This is a genomic window from Arthrobacter sp. Dra40, from assembly GCF_059091905.1.
This window is the reverse complement of the sequence record NZ_JBNHHB010000122.1, coordinates 1-15,522: the sequence shown is the minus strand read 5'-3', so window position 1 is coordinate 15,522 and position 15,522 is coordinate 1. Positions and strand designations below refer to the sequence as shown.

19 protein-coding genes are annotated in these 15,522 nt (G+C 67.1%); 18 read left to right on the top strand and 1 reads right to left on the bottom strand.

The genetic code is table 11. The annotated features are described in order from the left end of the window. The first annotated feature begins 172 nt into the window (after positions 1-172). The 9 genes from pnuC (at position 173) to hisF (ending at position 6,531) form a co-directional block, all read left to right on the top strand. Entirely contained in the window at positions 173-886 is a 714-nt protein-coding gene (gene pnuC / locus AC5RWT_RS26445) for a nicotinamide riboside transporter PnuC (protein ID WP_494082785.1), read from the top strand. Further along, complete coding sequence (gene ribD / locus AC5RWT_RS26440; protein ID WP_494082784.1) at positions 883-1,971, top strand: bifunctional diaminohydroxyphosphoribosylaminopyrimidine deaminase/5-amino-6-(5-phosphoribosylamino)uracil reductase RibD; 1,089 nt, start codon at positions 883-885, stop codon at positions 1,969-1,971. The genes pnuC and ribD overlap by 4 nt, the downstream gene beginning before the upstream one ends. Continuing rightward, positions 1,972-2,598, top strand: a complete 627-nt coding sequence (locus tag AC5RWT_RS26435; RefSeq protein WP_494082783.1) for a riboflavin synthase — start codon at positions 1,972-1,974, stop codon at positions 2,596-2,598. It abuts the gene before it with no gap. Next, on the top strand, positions 2,595-3,269 hold the full coding sequence (ribB, locus tag AC5RWT_RS26430) for a 3,4-dihydroxy-2-butanone-4-phosphate synthase (protein ID WP_494082782.1): 675 nt from the start codon (positions 2,595-2,597) through the stop codon (positions 3,267-3,269). Before AC5RWT_RS26435 ends, ribB begins: the two co-directional genes overlap by 4 nt. Beyond that, on the top strand, positions 3,259-3,909 hold the full coding sequence (ribA, locus tag AC5RWT_RS26425; protein WP_494082781.1) for a GTP cyclohydrolase II: 651 nt from the start codon (positions 3,259-3,261) through the stop codon (positions 3,907-3,909). Before ribB ends, ribA begins: the two co-directional genes overlap by 11 nt. Positions 3,910-3,966: 57 nt before the next feature. Beyond that, positions 3,967-4,452, top strand: a complete 486-nt coding sequence (gene ribH, locus AC5RWT_RS26420; RefSeq protein ID WP_493967456.1) for a 6,7-dimethyl-8-ribityllumazine synthase — start codon at positions 3,967-3,969, stop codon at positions 4,450-4,452. Positions 4,453-4,539: 87 nt separating this feature from the next. Then, positions 4,540-4,803, top strand: coding sequence for a phosphoribosyl-ATP diphosphatase (locus AC5RWT_RS26415; RefSeq protein ID WP_493967457.1), 264 nt, complete (start codon positions 4,540-4,542; stop codon positions 4,801-4,803). A gap of 97 nt (positions 4,804-4,900) precedes the next feature. Then, positions 4,901-5,743: an ATP phosphoribosyltransferase gene (gene hisG, locus AC5RWT_RS26410; RefSeq protein ID WP_494082780.1), complete on the top strand. Its 843-nt coding sequence runs from the start codon at positions 4,901-4,903 to the stop codon at positions 5,741-5,743. 17 nt (positions 5,744-5,760) lie between these two features. Beyond that, positions 5,761-6,531 (top strand): imidazole glycerol phosphate synthase subunit HisF, encoded by a 771-nt coding sequence (gene hisF / locus AC5RWT_RS26405; protein WP_494082779.1) that lies wholly within the window; start codon positions 5,761-5,763, stop codon positions 6,529-6,531. 40 nt (positions 6,532-6,571) lie between these two features. Here hisF and AC5RWT_RS26400 read toward each other — a convergent pair whose 3' ends face one another. Next, the gene (locus tag AC5RWT_RS26400) at positions 6,572-7,216 is read right to left on the bottom strand and encodes a TIGR03085 family metal-binding protein (RefSeq protein ID WP_494082788.1); all 645 of its coding nucleotides are present in this window, start codon (positions 7,214-7,216) and stop codon (positions 6,572-6,574) included. 139 nt (positions 7,217-7,355) lie between these two features. Here AC5RWT_RS26400 and hisI point away from each other — a divergent pair, with 139 nt between their 5' ends. The 9 genes from hisI to AC5RWT_RS26355 form a co-directional block, all read left to right on the top strand. Continuing rightward, entirely contained in the window at positions 7,356-7,766 is a 411-nt protein-coding gene (gene hisI / locus AC5RWT_RS26395) for a phosphoribosyl-AMP cyclohydrolase (RefSeq protein ID WP_494082787.1), read from the top strand. Positions 7,767-7,830: 64 nt separating this feature from the next. After that, positions 7,831-9,402 (top strand): anthranilate synthase component I, encoded by a 1,572-nt coding sequence (locus AC5RWT_RS26390; RefSeq protein ID WP_494082778.1) that lies wholly within the window; start codon positions 7,831-7,833, stop codon positions 9,400-9,402. Next, a complete protein-coding gene (locus AC5RWT_RS26385) occupies positions 9,399-10,043 on the top strand; it encodes a Trp biosynthesis-associated membrane protein (RefSeq protein ID WP_494082777.1) in 645 nt (214 codons plus the stop codon). The genes AC5RWT_RS26390 and AC5RWT_RS26385 overlap by 4 nt, the downstream gene beginning before the upstream one ends. A gap of 120 nt (positions 10,044-10,163) precedes the next feature. Further along, entirely contained in the window at positions 10,164-10,445 is a 282-nt protein-coding gene (locus AC5RWT_RS26380) for an HGxxPAAW family protein (protein WP_493967463.1), read from the top strand. 2 nt (positions 10,446-10,447) lie between these two features. Beyond that, a complete protein-coding gene (trpC, locus tag AC5RWT_RS26375; protein WP_494082776.1) occupies positions 10,448-11,266 on the top strand; it encodes an indole-3-glycerol phosphate synthase TrpC in 819 nt (272 codons plus the stop codon). Between the two features lie 90 nt (positions 11,267-11,356). Next, positions 11,357-12,685 (top strand): tryptophan synthase subunit beta, encoded by a 1,329-nt coding sequence (gene trpB / locus AC5RWT_RS26370; protein ID WP_494082775.1) that lies wholly within the window; start codon positions 11,357-11,359, stop codon positions 12,683-12,685. Further along, positions 12,682-13,485, top strand: a complete 804-nt coding sequence (trpA, locus tag AC5RWT_RS26365; RefSeq protein WP_494082774.1) for a tryptophan synthase subunit alpha — start codon at positions 12,682-12,684, stop codon at positions 13,483-13,485. The genes trpB and trpA overlap by 4 nt, the downstream gene beginning before the upstream one ends. A 97-nt stretch (positions 13,486-13,582) precedes the next feature. Next, a complete protein-coding gene (gene lgt, locus AC5RWT_RS26360) occupies positions 13,583-14,728 on the top strand; it encodes a prolipoprotein diacylglyceryl transferase (RefSeq protein WP_494082786.1) in 1,146 nt (381 codons plus the stop codon). Between the two features lie 501 nt (positions 14,729-15,229). Then, a partial coding sequence (locus tag AC5RWT_RS26355) for a hypothetical protein (protein ID WP_494082773.1) occupies positions 15,230-15,522 on the top strand: 293 nt, incomplete at its 3' end.

The following is a 15,522-nucleotide window of genomic DNA, read 5'->3' as shown; positions in this document are numbered from 1 at the left end:
AGGCAACGGTTGAACCGGTGGAATTCCGGTACCGACAGTTAAAGTCTGGATGGGAGAAGCACGTACAGGTGGCAGCAATGGGCCACCGGGTACGGTCGATGACCGCTGACCCGGGCGCCCGGACCTACCGCTCTGTCGTTCCCCGGAGCCGCCGCGGCTCGAAAGGAACGGCATGGATTTTCTGCGGTGGCTCTTTGAAGCCCAGATTCCCGTCGCTGGCAGCGCCCTGCTGCTGCGCGAAGTTCTGGGCAATGTCTTCGGACTCCTCAGTGCCCTCGGCGGCATGCGCCGAAAAGTATGGGCCTGGCCTGTCGGCATCATCGGCAACGTGTTGCTGCTGACCGTCTTCCTCGGATCGCTTTTCGGCTCCGCCAGCACCGCCAACCTGCTGGGCCAGGCAGGCCGTCAGATCATGTTCATCGCCGTGGCCGTTTACGGTTGGAACCGTTGGCGTGCTGCCCGCAGCGGGAACGGCCACGCCATCACTCCGCAGTGGGCCGGCGGGAAGGCGCGATGGTGCCTGGTGGCTGCTTTGCTCCTGGGCACCGTTGCGCTGACTCCGGTATTCGCCGCCCTGGGCTCCTATGAGCCGGTGTGGGCCGACGCCTGGACTTTTGTGGGGTCGCTGCTGGCGACCTACGGCATGGCGCGCGGTTGGGTTGAGTTCTGGCTGATCTGGGTGGCGGTCGACATCGTGGGCGTGCCCCTGCTGTTCAGCGCCGGCTACTACGCCAGTGCCTTCATGTACCTCTTTTATGGCGGCTTCACCCTGGTCGGATTCTTTGTCTGGTGGCGGGCCAACGCACAGGCCAAGCCCGAGGTGGAGATCCTGCATCCGGATCCGCGGATCGGGCAACCGGCAGACGGGCAGGTACCGTCCCGATGAGCCAGGCAGCCACCGGCATTGGCCAGGATTTCCCGACGGCGGAGCAGCGCGGCATGGAACTGGCGCTCGACGCGGCCCGCAACGGCGTGCGCGGAGCGAATCCGTTGGTAGGCGCCGCCATCATCGACCCGGACGGGGAGGTGATCAGCCTCGGATACCACCGGGGTGCCGGTACACCGCATGCAGAAGTGGACGCGCTGGCCAAGGTGCCCGGGGAACGCCGGTCCGACTTGGCGGACTGCACCATGCTGGTCACGCTGGAACCGTGCGATCACCACGGACGTACGGGCCCCTGCTCAGCTGCCATTCTGGAGGCAGGGGTCGGGTCGCTGGTTTACGCCATGGCCGACCCCACCGATGAGGCGGCCGGCGGGGCGCAGCGGTTGGCCGGGGCGGGCGTCGCAGTGCGCACCGGCCTGATGCTGCAGCAGGCGCAGGACTTGAACCACCGCTGGTTCCAGGCGCGCCGGGAGCTGCGCCCCTTCACCACCCTGCACATTGCGCAGACAGTGGACGGGTTGATCGCCGCCAACGACGGCACCAGCCAGTGGATCACAGGTCAGGAAGCCCGGGCCGACAGCCACGGCATCCGCTCCCGTGCCGACGCGATCATAGCGGGCACCGGAACCATTGCGGCGGACGACCCCCGCCTGACCGCGCGGGACCTGGCCGGAAACGACACACCGGCCCAGCCCCTGCGCGTGGTGATGGGGCGCCGGAAGGTGCCCGCCGACGCCGCCATCCGCGGCGCGGACGGACGCTTCCTGCAACTGGCCACCCACGACCCGGCTGACGTCCTGGCCGAATTGGCCAACCGGGGCGTCGGCCACGCCATGATCGAGGGCGGCGCCACCATCGCCTCCGCTTTCCTGCGCGCCGATCTGGTGGATGAACTCGTGCTGTACGTAGCACCCCTGATGCTTGGCGCCGGCACCCGCGCGGTCACGGACCTTGGCATCGGGACCCTGGCCGAGGCTGCCCGCTGGCGCTGGGATACAGCCGGCGGCAGCACCCGCATTTTGGGCGCTGATCTGCGCCTGCACCTTGAACCTCTGCCGTTCCACGGCACCCAGAAAGGCAAGTGAATGTTTACCGGAATCATTGCGGAACAAGGACGGGTTGAGTCGCTGGAGTTGACTCCAGCCTCCGACAGTGCCGTCCTGACCTTCGCCGCCCCGCAGACCGCTCCGGGGCTCCCGCTCGGCGGGTCCATCGCCGTCAATGGCGTGTGCCTGACGGCCGTCGCCCTGAACGGCAACCGGGTCAGCGTCGACGTGATGGGGGAGACCCTCACCCGCACCACCACCGGGTCACTCCAGCCCGGGCAGACGGTGAACCTGGAACGCTGCGTCCCCGCCGACGGGCGGCTGGACGGGCACGTGGTGCAAGGGCACGTGGATGGCGTGGGCACGCTGGCCGAACGGGAAAACCTGGGCGACTGGGAGCGGCTGCGCTTCACCGTTCCCCACGGGCTGGCCCGCTACATCGCCGAAAAAGGGTCCATCGCCGTCGACGGCGTCTCGCTGACAGTGACGAAAGTCAGCGATGCTGCAGCGGATACACAGTTCTTCGAGGTTGGTTTGATTCCGACCACGCTGGCCGACACGGGGCTGGGCGCCAAGCAACCCGGAGACGCAGTCAACCTGGAGGTGGACGTGCTCGCCAAGTACGCCGAGCGGCTGCTGGCCTTCACAGCAGGAGCCCGGGCGTGAGCGCGGCGGTGGAGCCGCGGATCGCGCTCGACACCATAGAAGAAGCCGTCGCGGCGATCGCGGCCGGACGCCCCGTCGTCGTCGTCGATGACGAGGACCGGGAGAACGAAGGCGACATCATCTTCGCGGCCGACGCCGCTACGCCCGAACTCATGGGCTGGACGATCCGCTACACCTCGGGCGTGATCTGCGTACCGCTGTCCGCGGCACGGGCCGACGAACTGGGGCTGCCGCCGATGGTCGAAGTCAACCAGGATGCCAAAGGCACGGCCTACACGGTTTCCTGCGACGCTGCCGCCGGGATCACGACGGGCATCAGTTCCGCGGACCGCGCACGCACCGCCTTGGTGCTCGCGGCAGCGAACAGCACTGCCGCCGACCTGACGCGGCCCGGACACGTCTTTCCGCTGCGGGCGGTAGACGGCGGGGTGCTGGTGCGGCGCGGACATACCGAAGCGGCTGTTGACCTGTGCCGTCTGGGCGGGCGCGCGCCGGTGGGAGTGATCGCTGAAGTGGTGCATGACGAGGGGGACATGATGCGCCTGCCGGCCCTGCGTGCTTTTGCCGATGAGCACAAGTGTCCGCTGGTGTCGATCGAGGACCTGGCAAACCACCTCTCCGGTCATCAGCATGCGGCCGGCCCCACAAAGGCGGCGCACCATGGCCGCTAGGGACAGGTACGCCAACAGTCCGGCCGCCGCGGTCGAGGGCGGGCCCTCGGTCCAGCTGCCCACCGCATTCGGGAATTTCACGGCCCAGGCCTGGACCGACGCCGCCACCGGCGTGGAGCACTTGAGCATCACGTCACCGGTCCAGCCGACCGCCGAACCACTGGTGCGGCTGCACTCGGAGTGCCTGACCGGTGATGTGTTCGCTTCCTATCGGTGCGACTGCGGCGAGCAATTGGAGCAGGCACTTGCGATGATCGGCGGACAGGGCGGAACCGTGCTGTACTTGCGCGGGCAGGAGGGACGCGGCATCGGGCTGGCCAACAAGATCCGCGCCTACGCGCTGCAGGAAGCCGGCGCCGACACCGTGGAAGCCAATGAACAGTTGGGCCTGCCCGTGGACGCACGCGACTACACGGCCGCTGCCGCCATCCTGCGGGCCATGGGCATCGGCTCCATCCGGCTGCTGAGCAACAACCCGACCAAAGGCAGCACGCTGGCAGCGATGGGGATCGAGGTGGTGGAAATGGTCACCGCTGAAGTCCCCTTCCGGGAACAGAACCGCCGCTATTTGGAGACCAAGCGCGACCGGATGGACCACCGGCTGGCCGTGCTGCAGACAACACCCGTGCAGCAGAGCTGACGCCTGCGCCGCGGCACACCATTGACCACCGACACACAGCATTCACGAAGGAAGATCATGAGCGGACACGGAGCACCAGTTATCGACATCACCGGCCTGCAGGCGGAGACCGGCGCGCTGAAACTCGCCATCGTCGCGGCCAGTTGGCACACCGAAATCATGGACGGACTGGTTGACGGTGCGCTCCGGGCAGCAGCGGAGGCCGGGATTGAAGACCCTGTCCTGGTCCGGGTGCCCGGCGCGTTCGAGCTGCCCGTCGCCGCCGCCCGGCTGGCACCGCACTACGACGCCGTGGTGGCGCTCGGCGTCGTGATCCGTGGCGGCACGCCGCACTTCGAGTACGTCTGCCAGGCGGCCACGGAGGGACTGACCAGCGTCAGCGTCCAGACCGGAAAACCCGTAGGATTCGGCGTGCTCACATGCGACACCGAGCAGCAGGGACTGGACAGGGCCGGCCTGGAAGGCTCCAGCGAAGACAAGGGGCACGAGGCGGTCACCGCAGCCCTGGCGACCGCGGCTGCGCTTCTCGGTCTCGGCGTCTGACGGGCTGCTGCGCGGCGCCCGGAGGGATTTGTCACAATGGGATGGCGGTTTGCCGCCGCCCCGCGCTCCTGACGTAGTCTAAAGGGCGTGAAATCCTTCGAATCCCTGTTTGCGGAACTGAGCGAGAAGGCGCAACAGCGCCCGGAGGGCTCGCGTACGGTGGCCGAGCTGGATTCCGGCATCCACGGCATCGGGAAGAAGGTCGTCGAAGAGGCCGCCGAAGTCTGGATGGCGGCCGAGTACGAGTCCGACGAGGCCGCGGCCGAGGAAATCTCCCAGCTGCTCTACCACCTGCAGGTCTTGATGATCGCCAAGGGCCTTCAGCTGGAAGACGTCTACAAGCATCTGTAGCGGGACGCCGCCCTGCCGCGGTGCCCCGCCCAGACCCAGGCCGATTCCAAAGTTTTAAGGCCGTGCTGCGGCCGAGATGATTCCAGAAAGACTTCACATGCTGCGTGTAGCTGTTCCCAATAAGGGGTCCCTGTCCGAAGCCGCCTCCGCCATGCTCGGGGAAGCAGGCTACCTCCAGCGCCGCGACAGCCGGGAACTGGTCATGACCGACGCGGACAACGACATCGAGTTCTTCTTCCTGCGGCCGCGCGACATCGCCGTCTACGTAGGCTCGGGCACCTTGGATGTCGGTATCACCGGCCGCGACCTGTTTCTGGATGCGGAGGTCGAAGCGGTCGAGTTGATGAATCTGGGCTTCGCGGCGTCCACGTTCCGGTTCGCGGGCCCCGTGGGCGAGTTCAGCAGCGCCGAGCAGCTCAACGGCAAGCGCCTGGCCACTAGCTACGACGGACTGCTGCGCACCTACCTGACCGAGAACGGCATCAACGCCTCCGTCGTCCGCTTGGACGGCGCGGTGGAATCCTCGGTGCGTCTCGGTGTGGCCGACGCCATTGCCGATGTTGTCGAGACCGGCAATACGCTGCGGGCGGCCAACATGGAGATCTTCGGGGAGCCCATCCTGAAGTCCGAGGCCGTGCTGATCGGGCGTGCCGGGGAAACCCCGCCTGGCCTGGATGTGCTGATGCGCCGGTTGCGCGGCGTAATTGTCGCCCGCGAGTACGTCATGATGGACTACGACATCCGCAAGGACCACGTTGACGCTGCCGCGGCCCTGACCCCGGGGCTGGAATCACCCACCATCTCGCCCTTGCGCGACACCGGCTGGGTGGCCGTGCGCTCGATGGTCCGCCGAACCCAGACCAACCGAATCATGGACGAGCTCTACGATCTCGGCGCCCGGGCGATCCTGGTCAGCACCATTCACGCCTGCCGTATCTGATTGCCCCGGAGCTAGCCATGACTGTTGCCATCCGAGTGATTCCCTGTTTGGACGTCGACGCCGGACGTGTGGTCAAGGGCGTCAATTTCGAAGGTCTGCGCGACGCCGGTGATCCCGTGGAACTGGCCCACCGGTACGACCGCGCCGGCGCCGACGAACTGACCTTTTTGGACGTTACCGCCTCCTCCGGTAACCGCGAGACCACGTTCGACGTGGTGGCGCGCACCGCCGAGGAAGTCTTCATCCCGCTGACCGTGGGCGGAGGTGTGCGGGAAGTTGCCGACGTCGACAAACTGCTGCGCTTCGGGGCGGACAAGGCCGCGATCAATACGGCGGCAGTGGCCCGGCCCGATGTGATCGACGAAATCACCCGCTACTTCGGGTCGCAGGTGCTGGTGCTCTCGCTGGACGCCCGCCGGACCGACGACCCCTCAGTGGCGTCCGGATTCGAAGTCACCACGCACGGCGGCCGCAAGGGCACGGGCATCGACGCGGTGCAGTGGGCCCGGGAAGCAGCCGACCGCGGTGTAGGGGAGCTGCTGCTCAACTCGATCGACGCCGACGGCACCAAGGACGGGTTCGATCTCGAAATGATCCGGGCGGTGCGGGCCGAGGTAAAGGTTCCGCTGATTGCTTCCGGCGGTGCCGGAAAGCCCGAGCATTTTCCGCCGGCGGTGGCAGCCGGAGCGGACGCTGTGCTGGCCGCCTCGGTCTTCCACTTCGGGCCCGACGACGCGATAGCCCAGGTCAAGCAGGCCATCAGGGCAGCGGGCTACCCGGTCCGGTAAGCCCGGCCCGGGCTTGCGGCCACGGATTAGAGGCCGATTCTCAGAGGCCGATTTCGGCGCTTTGCAACAGGGCCACGGCATCGGCTTGGCCTTCGAAGGTGACCAGGGCGTGGTTGGCGCGGCCGCAGGCATGCATCAACAGCTCGCCTGGTTCACCCACGATGGCGACGGAGTCCGGCGCTCGTTTGGCAACGTGCCGGGGTCCGTCCGGTCGCACCAGCACGATGCCAAGGTCCACGCCGCGGTACAACAGGGCTGCCCGCTTGATCAATTCGTCCCACAGGGCCGTCGAATAGTCTTCGTCCAAGGCCCGTGGCGCCCAACGGTCGGTGGCGCGGCGGACATCTTCGGTATGGACGAAGAATTCCACCAGGTTGGCGACCGTGTCCACAGCCGGGACTTTGAGCGGCGAAAGGGCCGGCGGGCCGGCGCGGAAGGCGTCCACCAGTTTGGCGTAGCCGCCTGTTTTCCGGGCTTTGTCCGACATCTTCCGGGTGGCGGCATCGGAAACCTTCGCCAGCGGCTTGAAGGCCAGGCCGAGTGCGGCGCCTACCCGATGCTCGCGGATATACAAGTGGGCGGCGAGTTCAGCCGTCTGCCACCCCTCACACAGGGTGGGTGAATCCGGTCCTGCAGCCAACAAGGTTTCGGCCAGGACTTCGCGGGAGGGATTCACGTAATGCATCGCTTCTGAACCTAGCACGAAGAAGCAGTGTACGGGCGGGAATTTCGGGCCGCCAAGGCCCCCCGCGCACGGGCAGGTGCCGCCGCGACTTGGCACTAGACTTGTAGGGATGCCTTCCCAGTCTGATTCCCCGAATACAATGCCGCCCGCCGCCGGTGCAACGGCCCTCGATCCCGCCGTGGCCGAGCGGCTTAAGCGGGACTCCGCAGGGCTTGTCGCCGCGATAGTGCAGCAGTTCGATTCCGGTGAGGTGCTGATGCTGGGCTGGATGGATGACGAGGCGCTGCACCGCACCTTGACCACCGGCCGCGTGACCTTCTATTCACGCTCACGACAGGAATACTGGCGCAAGGGCGACACCTCCGGGCACGTCCAGTTCGTCAAGTCCGTGGCCCTGGACTGCGACGGCGATGCCCTGCTGGTCCGGGTGGACCAAGTGGGCGCCGCCTGCCACACCGGCACCCGCACCTGTTTTGACGGGCGTGACCTGGACGCTGTCGCCGGCCGCCGGGCCGCGCCCGGCGACGACGGGGCAGCGCCCGGCTCCTGAGCAGCCGCCGCCCCTCCCTTTGACCACCGCACTATCAGCCACTGAAGCGAAAGACAGATAACGCATGCAGGACCTTGGCGTCATCAGCCCCAGCCTGGAGGAATTCCGCACGCTTGCGCGCGACCGCCGGGTGATTCCCGTGTCCCTCAAGGTGCTCGCCGATGACCAGACTCCGATCTCGATCTACCGCAAACTCGCGGACTCCCGGCCGGGAACCTTCCTGCTTGAATCCGCCGCCGTGGGCGGAGTCTGGTCGCGCTATTCATTCATCGGGGCCCACTCGCGCGCGACGCTGACCACCAAGGACGGGCAGGCGCACTGGCTGGGCGAGCCGCCGGTGGGCGTGCCGCGCGACGGCAATCCGGTGGAGGCGCTGCGCGCGACGGTGGAGGCGCTGCGCACCGAGCGGTTCGATGCCCTCCCGCCGCTGACGTCCGGCCTCGTGGGGTTCGTCGGCTGGGAGGCTGTGCGGCACTGGGAGAAGTTGACGTCACCGCCGGAAGACGACCTTGGCCTGCCCGAGCTGGCCATGAACCTGGTCACCGATCTGGCGGTGCACGATAACGCCGAAGGCACGGTCACACTGATCGCCAACGCCATCAACTTCGACAACCGCGATGAGCGCGTGGACGAGGCATGGCTGGATGCCGTCAAACGTGCCAAGCTCATGCTGGCCCAACTGGCCGAACCGCTGGCCCAGCAGGTCTCGGTGCTGGAAGACGCCGCGCTGGAAACCGAAGACCTGATGAACAGCGTGACCCACCGCTGGGCCCGGGAGAAGTATCTGGCCGCCGTGGACCGGGGCAAGGAAGCGATTGTCGACGGCGAAGTGTTCCAGGTGGTGATCTCCCGCCGGTTCGAAGCCGAATGCTCCGCCGAGGCGCTCGACGTCTACCGGGTGCTGCGCAATCTCAATCCCAGTCCCTACATGTACCTGTTCAGTCTTCAGGACCCCGACGGCGTGGGCTATTCCATCGTGGGATCCTCGCCGGAGGCTCTGGTGACGGTCACCGGAGACGAAGTCATTACCCACCCCATCGCCGGATCCCGGCCGCGCGGACACAGCGTAGAGCATGACAAGGAGCTGGCCGAGGAACTGCTGGCTGACAAGAAGGAACGCGCCGAACACCTGATGCTCGTGGACCTGGCCCGCAACGACATCTCCAAGGTCTGCGAACCGGGCACCGTGGATGTCACACAGTTTATGGAGGTGGAGAAGTTCAGCCACATCATGCATCTGGTCTCCACCGTCGTTGGCCGGCTGTCCCCTGATAAGACGGCCTACGATGTGCTGGCCGCGACGTTCCCGGCCGGGACGCTCTCCGGCGCCCCGAAACCGCGCGCGCTGAGGCTGCTGGACGAACTTGAACCGCACCGGCGCGGGATCTACGGCGGTGTGGTGGGCTACCTCGACTTCGCCGGGGACATGGACATGGCCATCGCCATCCGCTCGGCCCTGCTGCGCGGCGGAGTGGCCTTCGTCCAGTCGGGTGGCGGGATCGTGGCCGATTCGCAGCCGGAGGCTGAGGCCCTCGAGACCGTGAACAAGGCGGCCGCGCCGCTGCGCGCCGTGACGCTGGCGGCCAGGCTGCATCCGGCCAATCCAGCACATGTACCGGTCAGGGGACAGGGATGAGCGACGACAACACCTCCCCGGCCGGAGGCCCGGAACACCCGTCACGGACGGGCGTTGCGCGGTGGCGGCGAAAAGGCATCGTGGTGCTGGCCGCCGTCGTGATGTCGCTGGCAGCCTTCGGGACCACCACGCAGACGTGGCTTAATGTTCGTTTCCCGGGGACCAAGGTCCAGACCCCTGATGTGAGCGTGCCCGGCAGCGACGCCGCCACCGCGGTGACGGCTCTGGCGCTGGTGGCCTTGGCCGCCGCGCTGGCTGCTTCCATCGCCGGCCGGGTGGCCCGGATCGTGATTGCCGTGCTGCTGGCAGCGGCCGGCATCGGCATCACTGCCGCCAGCATCGCCGTGATTGCCGATCCGGCCGCCGCCGCGTCGGCAGCAATCGGCGAGGCGACCGGACAAATCGGGGGAGCAGCCGCCGTCGGCAGCACCGCTTTCCCGTACCTGGCAGCCGGTGCCGGCGTTCTGCTGGTGCTGACGGCCCTCTGGCTGGTGATCGCCGGACGGTCCTGGGCTGCGTCCAGGAAGTACGTGCCGGCAACAGACCGGCAGGCTGACGGCATGCCCTCGGACCGCGCAGGCAGCGTCGACGAAATTGACAGCTGGGACCAGCTCAGCCGGGGTGAGGACCCCACCGATTGAACCACCGGCCCGGCCATGTGCCGGGGAGCGGGGCGGCCCGCGGGCGTGTCACACTGGCCCGCCGGGCAGCCAAACAATGGCAGAATGAACTAGCAGAACCGTTTTAGAGGGAGAAACACCATGGGCAACCAGGCCACCGCCACCGAAACCGCGATGAAGACGGATCCGGCAGGCAACATCCACGACGAGGTCATCGGCCACGGCAACAGCCCCGCCGCTTGGACCTGCGTGCTCATCATGATTGCGGGCTCCATCGTGGCAGGTATCGGATTCGCCATGGCCTCGGCCCTGGTCTTCTGGGCCGGCATGGCCGTGGTCTTCATCGGCTTGATCGTCGGCTGGATCATGAAGAAGGCCGGTTACGGCGTGGACGGCAGCAAGATCCAGGGCAGCGGACACTGACAGTGACCGTTCTCGACGACATCATCGTTGGCGTCAGGGAAGACCTCGAGGCGCGGCGCACGAAGGTCCCGTTGGCTGAGATCCAACGACTGGCCGCTGAAGCACCGGCCCCCCGCGATGCCTACGCTGCCCTGGGCGGCAACGATTCGCCCCGTACTGCGCTCAAGGTGATCGCGGAGGTCAAGCGCAAGAGCCCCTCCAAGGGCGAGCTGGCGTCCATCGCCGACCCGGCTGACCTGGCCGCCGATTACGCACGTGGCGGGGCTGCCGTCATCAGTGTGTTGACCGAGCAGCGCCGGTTCAACGGCTCACTGGCGGACTTCGACGCCGTGCGCGCCGCAGTGGACGTTCCTCTGCTGCGCAAGGATTTCAACGTCGAGGAGTACCAAATCTTCGAGGCCCGTGCCCACGGTGCGGATCTGGTGCTGTTGATCGTCGCTGCTCTGGACGATGCACAGCTGAAAGCCCTGCTGGCCCTGACGCATGAACTGGGCATGGAAGCGCTGGTGGAGACCCACACCGCCGAGGAAATCGACCGGGCCGTGGCCGTCGACGCACGCATCATCGGGGTGAACGTCCGCAACCTGAAAACCTTGGACGTGGACCGTTCCGTGTTCCCCGCACTGGCCGGCAGGATCCCTGCCGGTGCCGTGGTCGTGGCTGAATCGGGAGTCCGCGGCGTGGACGATGTCCGTGACTACGCCAACCAGGGCGCCCACGCGGTCCTGGTCGGCGAGGCATTGGTGACCATGGGCGATCCGGAAGCGGCCGTTGCCGAGTTCGGCGCGGCCGGCTCCGAAGCCATCGCCGCACGCCGCTGAGGCTGCGGCGCGCACAACTTCAGAATCCTTCAGGGGCAGACAGGGCCATCTGCGGCTCCGCGGCTGCCTCCAGCAACAGACAGGACGGCCATGACGCAGAGCCCTGACACCCCGGCAGAGCCCGGAACAACGCAGGAAGCAGCAGATGTTTTCCTGGCCGGAGGGAGTCTCCGCCATGCCCCCGGTCCGTACTTCGGCGCCTTTGGCGGGCGCTGGATGCCCGAATCCCTGATCGCCGCGCTGGACGAGCTCGAAGATACGTTTGAGAAGGCCAAGGCGGACCCGGAATTCGTCGCCCAGGTTGCCGAGCTGAACAAGAACTACTCCGGCCGTCCGTCGCTGCTGACCGAAGCCAAGCGCTTCTCCCGGCACGCCGGCGGCGCCCGGATCTTCCTCAAGCGCGAGGACCTGAACCACACCGGCTCGCACAAGATCAACAATGTGCTGGGCCAGGCCCTGCTCGCCCAGCGAATGGGCAAGACCCGCATCATCGCCGAGACCGGTGCCGGCCAGCACGGCGTTGCCAGTGCCACGGCCGCCGCACTGCTGGGCATGGAATGCGTGGTGTACATGGGCGCCGAAGACACCCGCCGGCAGGCCCTGAACGTAGCCCGGATGGAGCTGCTCGGAGCCACCGTCGTTCCCGTCACTGCCGGGTCGCAGACGCTCAAGGACGCCATCAACGAAGCCCTGCGCGACTGGGTGGCCAATGTGCACAACACCCACTACCTGCTGGGCACCGCTGCCGGCGCCCATCCCTTCCCGGCTCTGGTCCGCTTCTTCCATGAAGTGATCGGCGAGGAAGCCCGCGCGCAGATCCTCGACCAGACCGGCCGGTTGCCGGACGCCGTGTGCGCCTGCATCGGCGGCGGCTCCAACGCCATCGGCATCTTCCATGGCTTCCTGGATGACCGGAACGTCGCGCTGTACGGCTTCGAAGCCGGCGGCGACGGCGTGGACACCGGCCGGCACGCGGCCACCATAACGCTGGGCCGGCCGGGCGTGCTGCACGGCGCACGTTCCTACCTGATGCAGGACGAGGACGGCCAGACCATCGAGTCGCACTCGATCTCGGCCGGACTGGATTATCCAGGCGTCGGACCCGAGCATTCCTACCTCTCGGACATTGGCCGGGCCAGCTACGAACCGGTCACCGATGCGGAAGCCATGGATGCCTTCCGGCTGCTGTGCCGGACCGAAGGGATCATTCCGGCCATCGAGTCTTCGCACGCACTGGCGGGAGCGCTCAGAGTGGGCAAGCGCCTGACCGAAGGCACCGACAATCCGCAGGACGTCATCATCGTTGTGAATCTCTCCGGCCGCGGCGACAAGGACGTCGCCACTGCTGCGGAGTGGTTCGGCCTGCTGCCCAACGAATCGCCAGAGGCCGAAATCGGCTCCGAAGGAGAGCAGCTGTGAACAATACCGCCACCGTCAGCAAGTCGGCTGCGGCCATCGACCGGGCCCTGGCCGCCGGCAGGACCGCCCTGGTCGGCTACCTGCCCGCAGGGTACCCGGACGTCCAGACCACCATCGACGCCGCCGTCGCATTGGCAGAGAACGGCGCGGACGTCATTGAGATTGGCATTCCGTACTCGGACCCGGTGATGGACGGCTCGGTCATCCAGGCTGCCACCGTGCAGGCGCTGAAGGACGGTTTCCGGGTCAGCCAGGTGTTTGACATCGTCGCCGGCATCACCGCCCGGTGCGATGCTGCCGTGCTGGTCATGACGTACTGGAACCCGGTCCTCCGGATGGGCGTCGACGAGTTCTCCCGCCGGCTGGCAGAGGCCGGCGGCGCCGGGCTGATCACCCCGGACTTGATTCCCGATGAGGCAGGGGAGTGGTTCGAAGCCTCGGACAAATACGGGCTCGACCGCGTCTTCCTGGTCGCGCCGTCCTCCTCTCCGGAGCGGATGGCGATGACGGTCAAGGCCAGCCGGGGATTCGTCTACGCGGTATCCATCATGGGTGTCACCGGCGCCCGCGAGAGTGTCTCCAGCGCCGCCGAGCGCGTGGTCACGTCGGCCCATGAAGCCGGAGCCGAACGGGTCTGCGTTGGCCTCGGCGTTTCCAGCCCAGAGCACGTGCGCGAAATCGGCGCCTATGCCGAGGGCGCCATCGTCGGCACCGCGCTGGTGGCCGAACTGGGCAACTCCGGTGTGGAAGCACTCGGTGCACTGGCGGCGCGGCTGGCCGAAGGCACGCCCCGGGACTGACAGAATGACCGGTGGCCGGCGGTTCCGCCGCGGACCGCCGAACAACCCGCAAACATCGGCCTAGAGGACGAATCTGGTGTACAGCACGACTATTGCAATGGCCGTCCCGGCATCCTTCCCCAGCCCCGGCTGGTCCGGGTTCACCCTTGGCCCGGTGACCATTCATGCCTATGCCCTGTGCATCCTGCTCGGCATCGTCGCGGCACTGTGGCTGACGAACCGTCGCTGGAAGGCGCGCGGCGGGCAAGAGGAGTTCATCTGGGATGCGGCCATTTGGGCCATCCCGTTCGGCATTGTCGGCGGCCGTCTCTACCACGTCTTCTCATCACCCGATGCCTACTTCGGACCGAACGGGGACCTGAGCCTCATCCCGCAGATCTGGCGCGGCGGGCTGGGCATCTGGGGCGCCGTGGCACTCGGCCTGGTCGGCGCGTGGATCGCGTGCCGCAGGGCCGGCATCAAGCTGCCGGCCTTCATGGATGCCGCCGCCCCCGGGGTGCTGCTGGCCCAGGCCATTGGGCGCTGGGGCAACTGGTTCAACCAAGAGCTGTTCGGCGCACCCACCACACTGCCCTGGGGCTTGGAAATCGACCCCAACAACCCCAACTTCCCTGCCGATGCGGCCCCGGGGACGTTGTTCCACCCCACCTTCCTCTACGAGTCGCTGTGGAACCTGGCCGGAGTGGCCCTGTTGCTGCTGCTGGACAAGCGCTTCAAGTTCCGCCGCGGCATGCTGTTCTGGCTGTACGTCGCGTTCTACACGCTCGGCCGGATCTGGATTGAAATGCTGCGCATCGACGACGCCGAGATGGTCACCCTGTTCGGCATCACCCAGCGGCTGAACGTGTGGACGTCGCTGCTGCTGCTGGTCGCCGCCGTCGTGATTTTCGTTGTGCTGTCCCGCCGCCCGCGCACCGCCGGGACCGACTCGGTGTACTTGCCCGGCCGTGAGCCCTCCGGCGATGAGGTTGAGGTGGAGTCAGCGCCAACAGCGGCGGTGCGGGACAAAGCTTCCACGCACGACGGCGGTGCCTCCGCCGTGCCCAGTGGCGCTAAATCTGGCTCCGAGGCGTCTCCGGCCGCTGCCGGCGCTGCCCCGGCAGGCTCCGAGGCTTCCCCGGCCACGGCGGAGGCGGATCACCATGGTTCAGCAACCAAGCCGACGGCTGCGGACAGTGCGGCAGCCGATGCAGCAGAAGACAACGACCCGCTGCGGGCAGAGAACAACCGCAGTCAGAACTAGTCATCCAGGCAGCCGCCGGAACCGAAGCTCCAGTGGTTCCGGCGGCTTCCTGCCCTCCGCGCGCTGCCGTTAACAATCCGGAAAACGCTCGTTAAAAATCCTGAAAACCCTGTGTTGCACCGACACCGGCGTGCTATCGTCGCTCTACCGCAGAACAGACTCGTTCGGCGGACCGGGCCGACCTCAGCGGCCGACCGGACCATCGAGGTACGCACATCCCGGATTACCCACCGGGCGCAGACATGCACCGTACCGACCACACTGACGTGGATTCTCCGCCGGACCAGGCGCACCACGAATGCGGTTCCCGGCGGTCGTGGCTGATCGACCGCACCGTTCATCCTTGCGGCACCATCCAAACCCTGCACACCGAATGCGCTGTGCCGGGGGAGCACGCCATCGAATCCCGACTGCAGCACGGACAGGCCCATTCCTCGGACCGGTCCGGGCGGGGCCAGCGCCGTCCCCTTCTCACGCACATCCAGGAGAAGGAAGTTCACGATGACTCCTCCGTTCAAGGGGTCGAGTACCCCGCGCAGCCTCGGCGGCGGACACGGGCCTCAGCACACCAAAGTGCAGTCGCCGTTCAGTCGTTTCGCCGCCTACCCGGAACGAACCGGGCTGTACGATCCTGTTCACGAAAAAGACGCCTGCGGTCTCGCTGTCATTGCCACCCTGAGAGGCGAGCCCGGGCACGACATTGTCGATGCGGCGCTGACGGCGCTGCGCAACCTGGAACACCGCGGCGCAGTCGGCGCCGATGAAGGAACCGGTGATGGCGCCGGGCTGCTCAC

Bases quoted from the DNA above. Each gene is read 5' to 3' on its own strand.
- pnuC (WP_494082785.1), top strand. From the start codon at position 173: ATGGATTTTCTGCGGTGGCTCTTTGAAGCCCAGATTCCCGTCGCTGGC.
- ribD (WP_494082784.1), top strand. From the start codon at position 883: ATGAGCCAGGCAGCCACCGGCATTGGCCAGGATTTCCCGACGGCGGAG.
- AC5RWT_RS26435 (WP_494082783.1), top strand. From the start codon at position 1,972: ATGTTTACCGGAATCATTGCGGAACAAGGACGGGTTGAGTCGCTGGAG.
- ribA (WP_494082781.1), top strand. From the start codon at position 3,259: ATGGCCGCTAGGGACAGGTACGCCAACAGTCCGGCCGCCGCGGTCGAG.
- ribH (WP_493967456.1), top strand. From the start codon at position 3,967: ATGAGCGGACACGGAGCACCAGTTATCGACATCACCGGCCTGCAGGCG.
- hisG (WP_494082780.1), top strand. From the start codon at position 4,901: ATGCTGCGTGTAGCTGTTCCCAATAAGGGGTCCCTGTCCGAAGCCGCC.
- hisF (WP_494082779.1), top strand. From the start codon at position 5,761: ATGACTGTTGCCATCCGAGTGATTCCCTGTTTGGACGTCGACGCCGGA.
- AC5RWT_RS26400 (WP_494082788.1), bottom strand. From the start codon at position 7,216: ATGCATTACGTGAATCCCTCCCGCGAAGTCCTGGCCGAAACCTTGTTG.
- hisI (WP_494082787.1), top strand. From the start codon at position 7,356: ATGCCGCCCGCCGCCGGTGCAACGGCCCTCGATCCCGCCGTGGCCGAG.
- AC5RWT_RS26390 (WP_494082778.1), top strand. From the start codon at position 7,831: ATGCAGGACCTTGGCGTCATCAGCCCCAGCCTGGAGGAATTCCGCACG.
- AC5RWT_RS26385 (WP_494082777.1), top strand. From the start codon at position 9,399: ATGAGCGACGACAACACCTCCCCGGCCGGAGGCCCGGAACACCCGTCA.
- AC5RWT_RS26380 (WP_493967463.1), top strand. From the start codon at position 10,164: ATGGGCAACCAGGCCACCGCCACCGAAACCGCGATGAAGACGGATCCG.
- trpB (WP_494082775.1), top strand. From the start codon at position 11,357: ATGACGCAGAGCCCTGACACCCCGGCAGAGCCCGGAACAACGCAGGAA.
- lgt (WP_494082786.1), top strand. From the start codon at position 13,583: ATGGCCGTCCCGGCATCCTTCCCCAGCCCCGGCTGGTCCGGGTTCACC.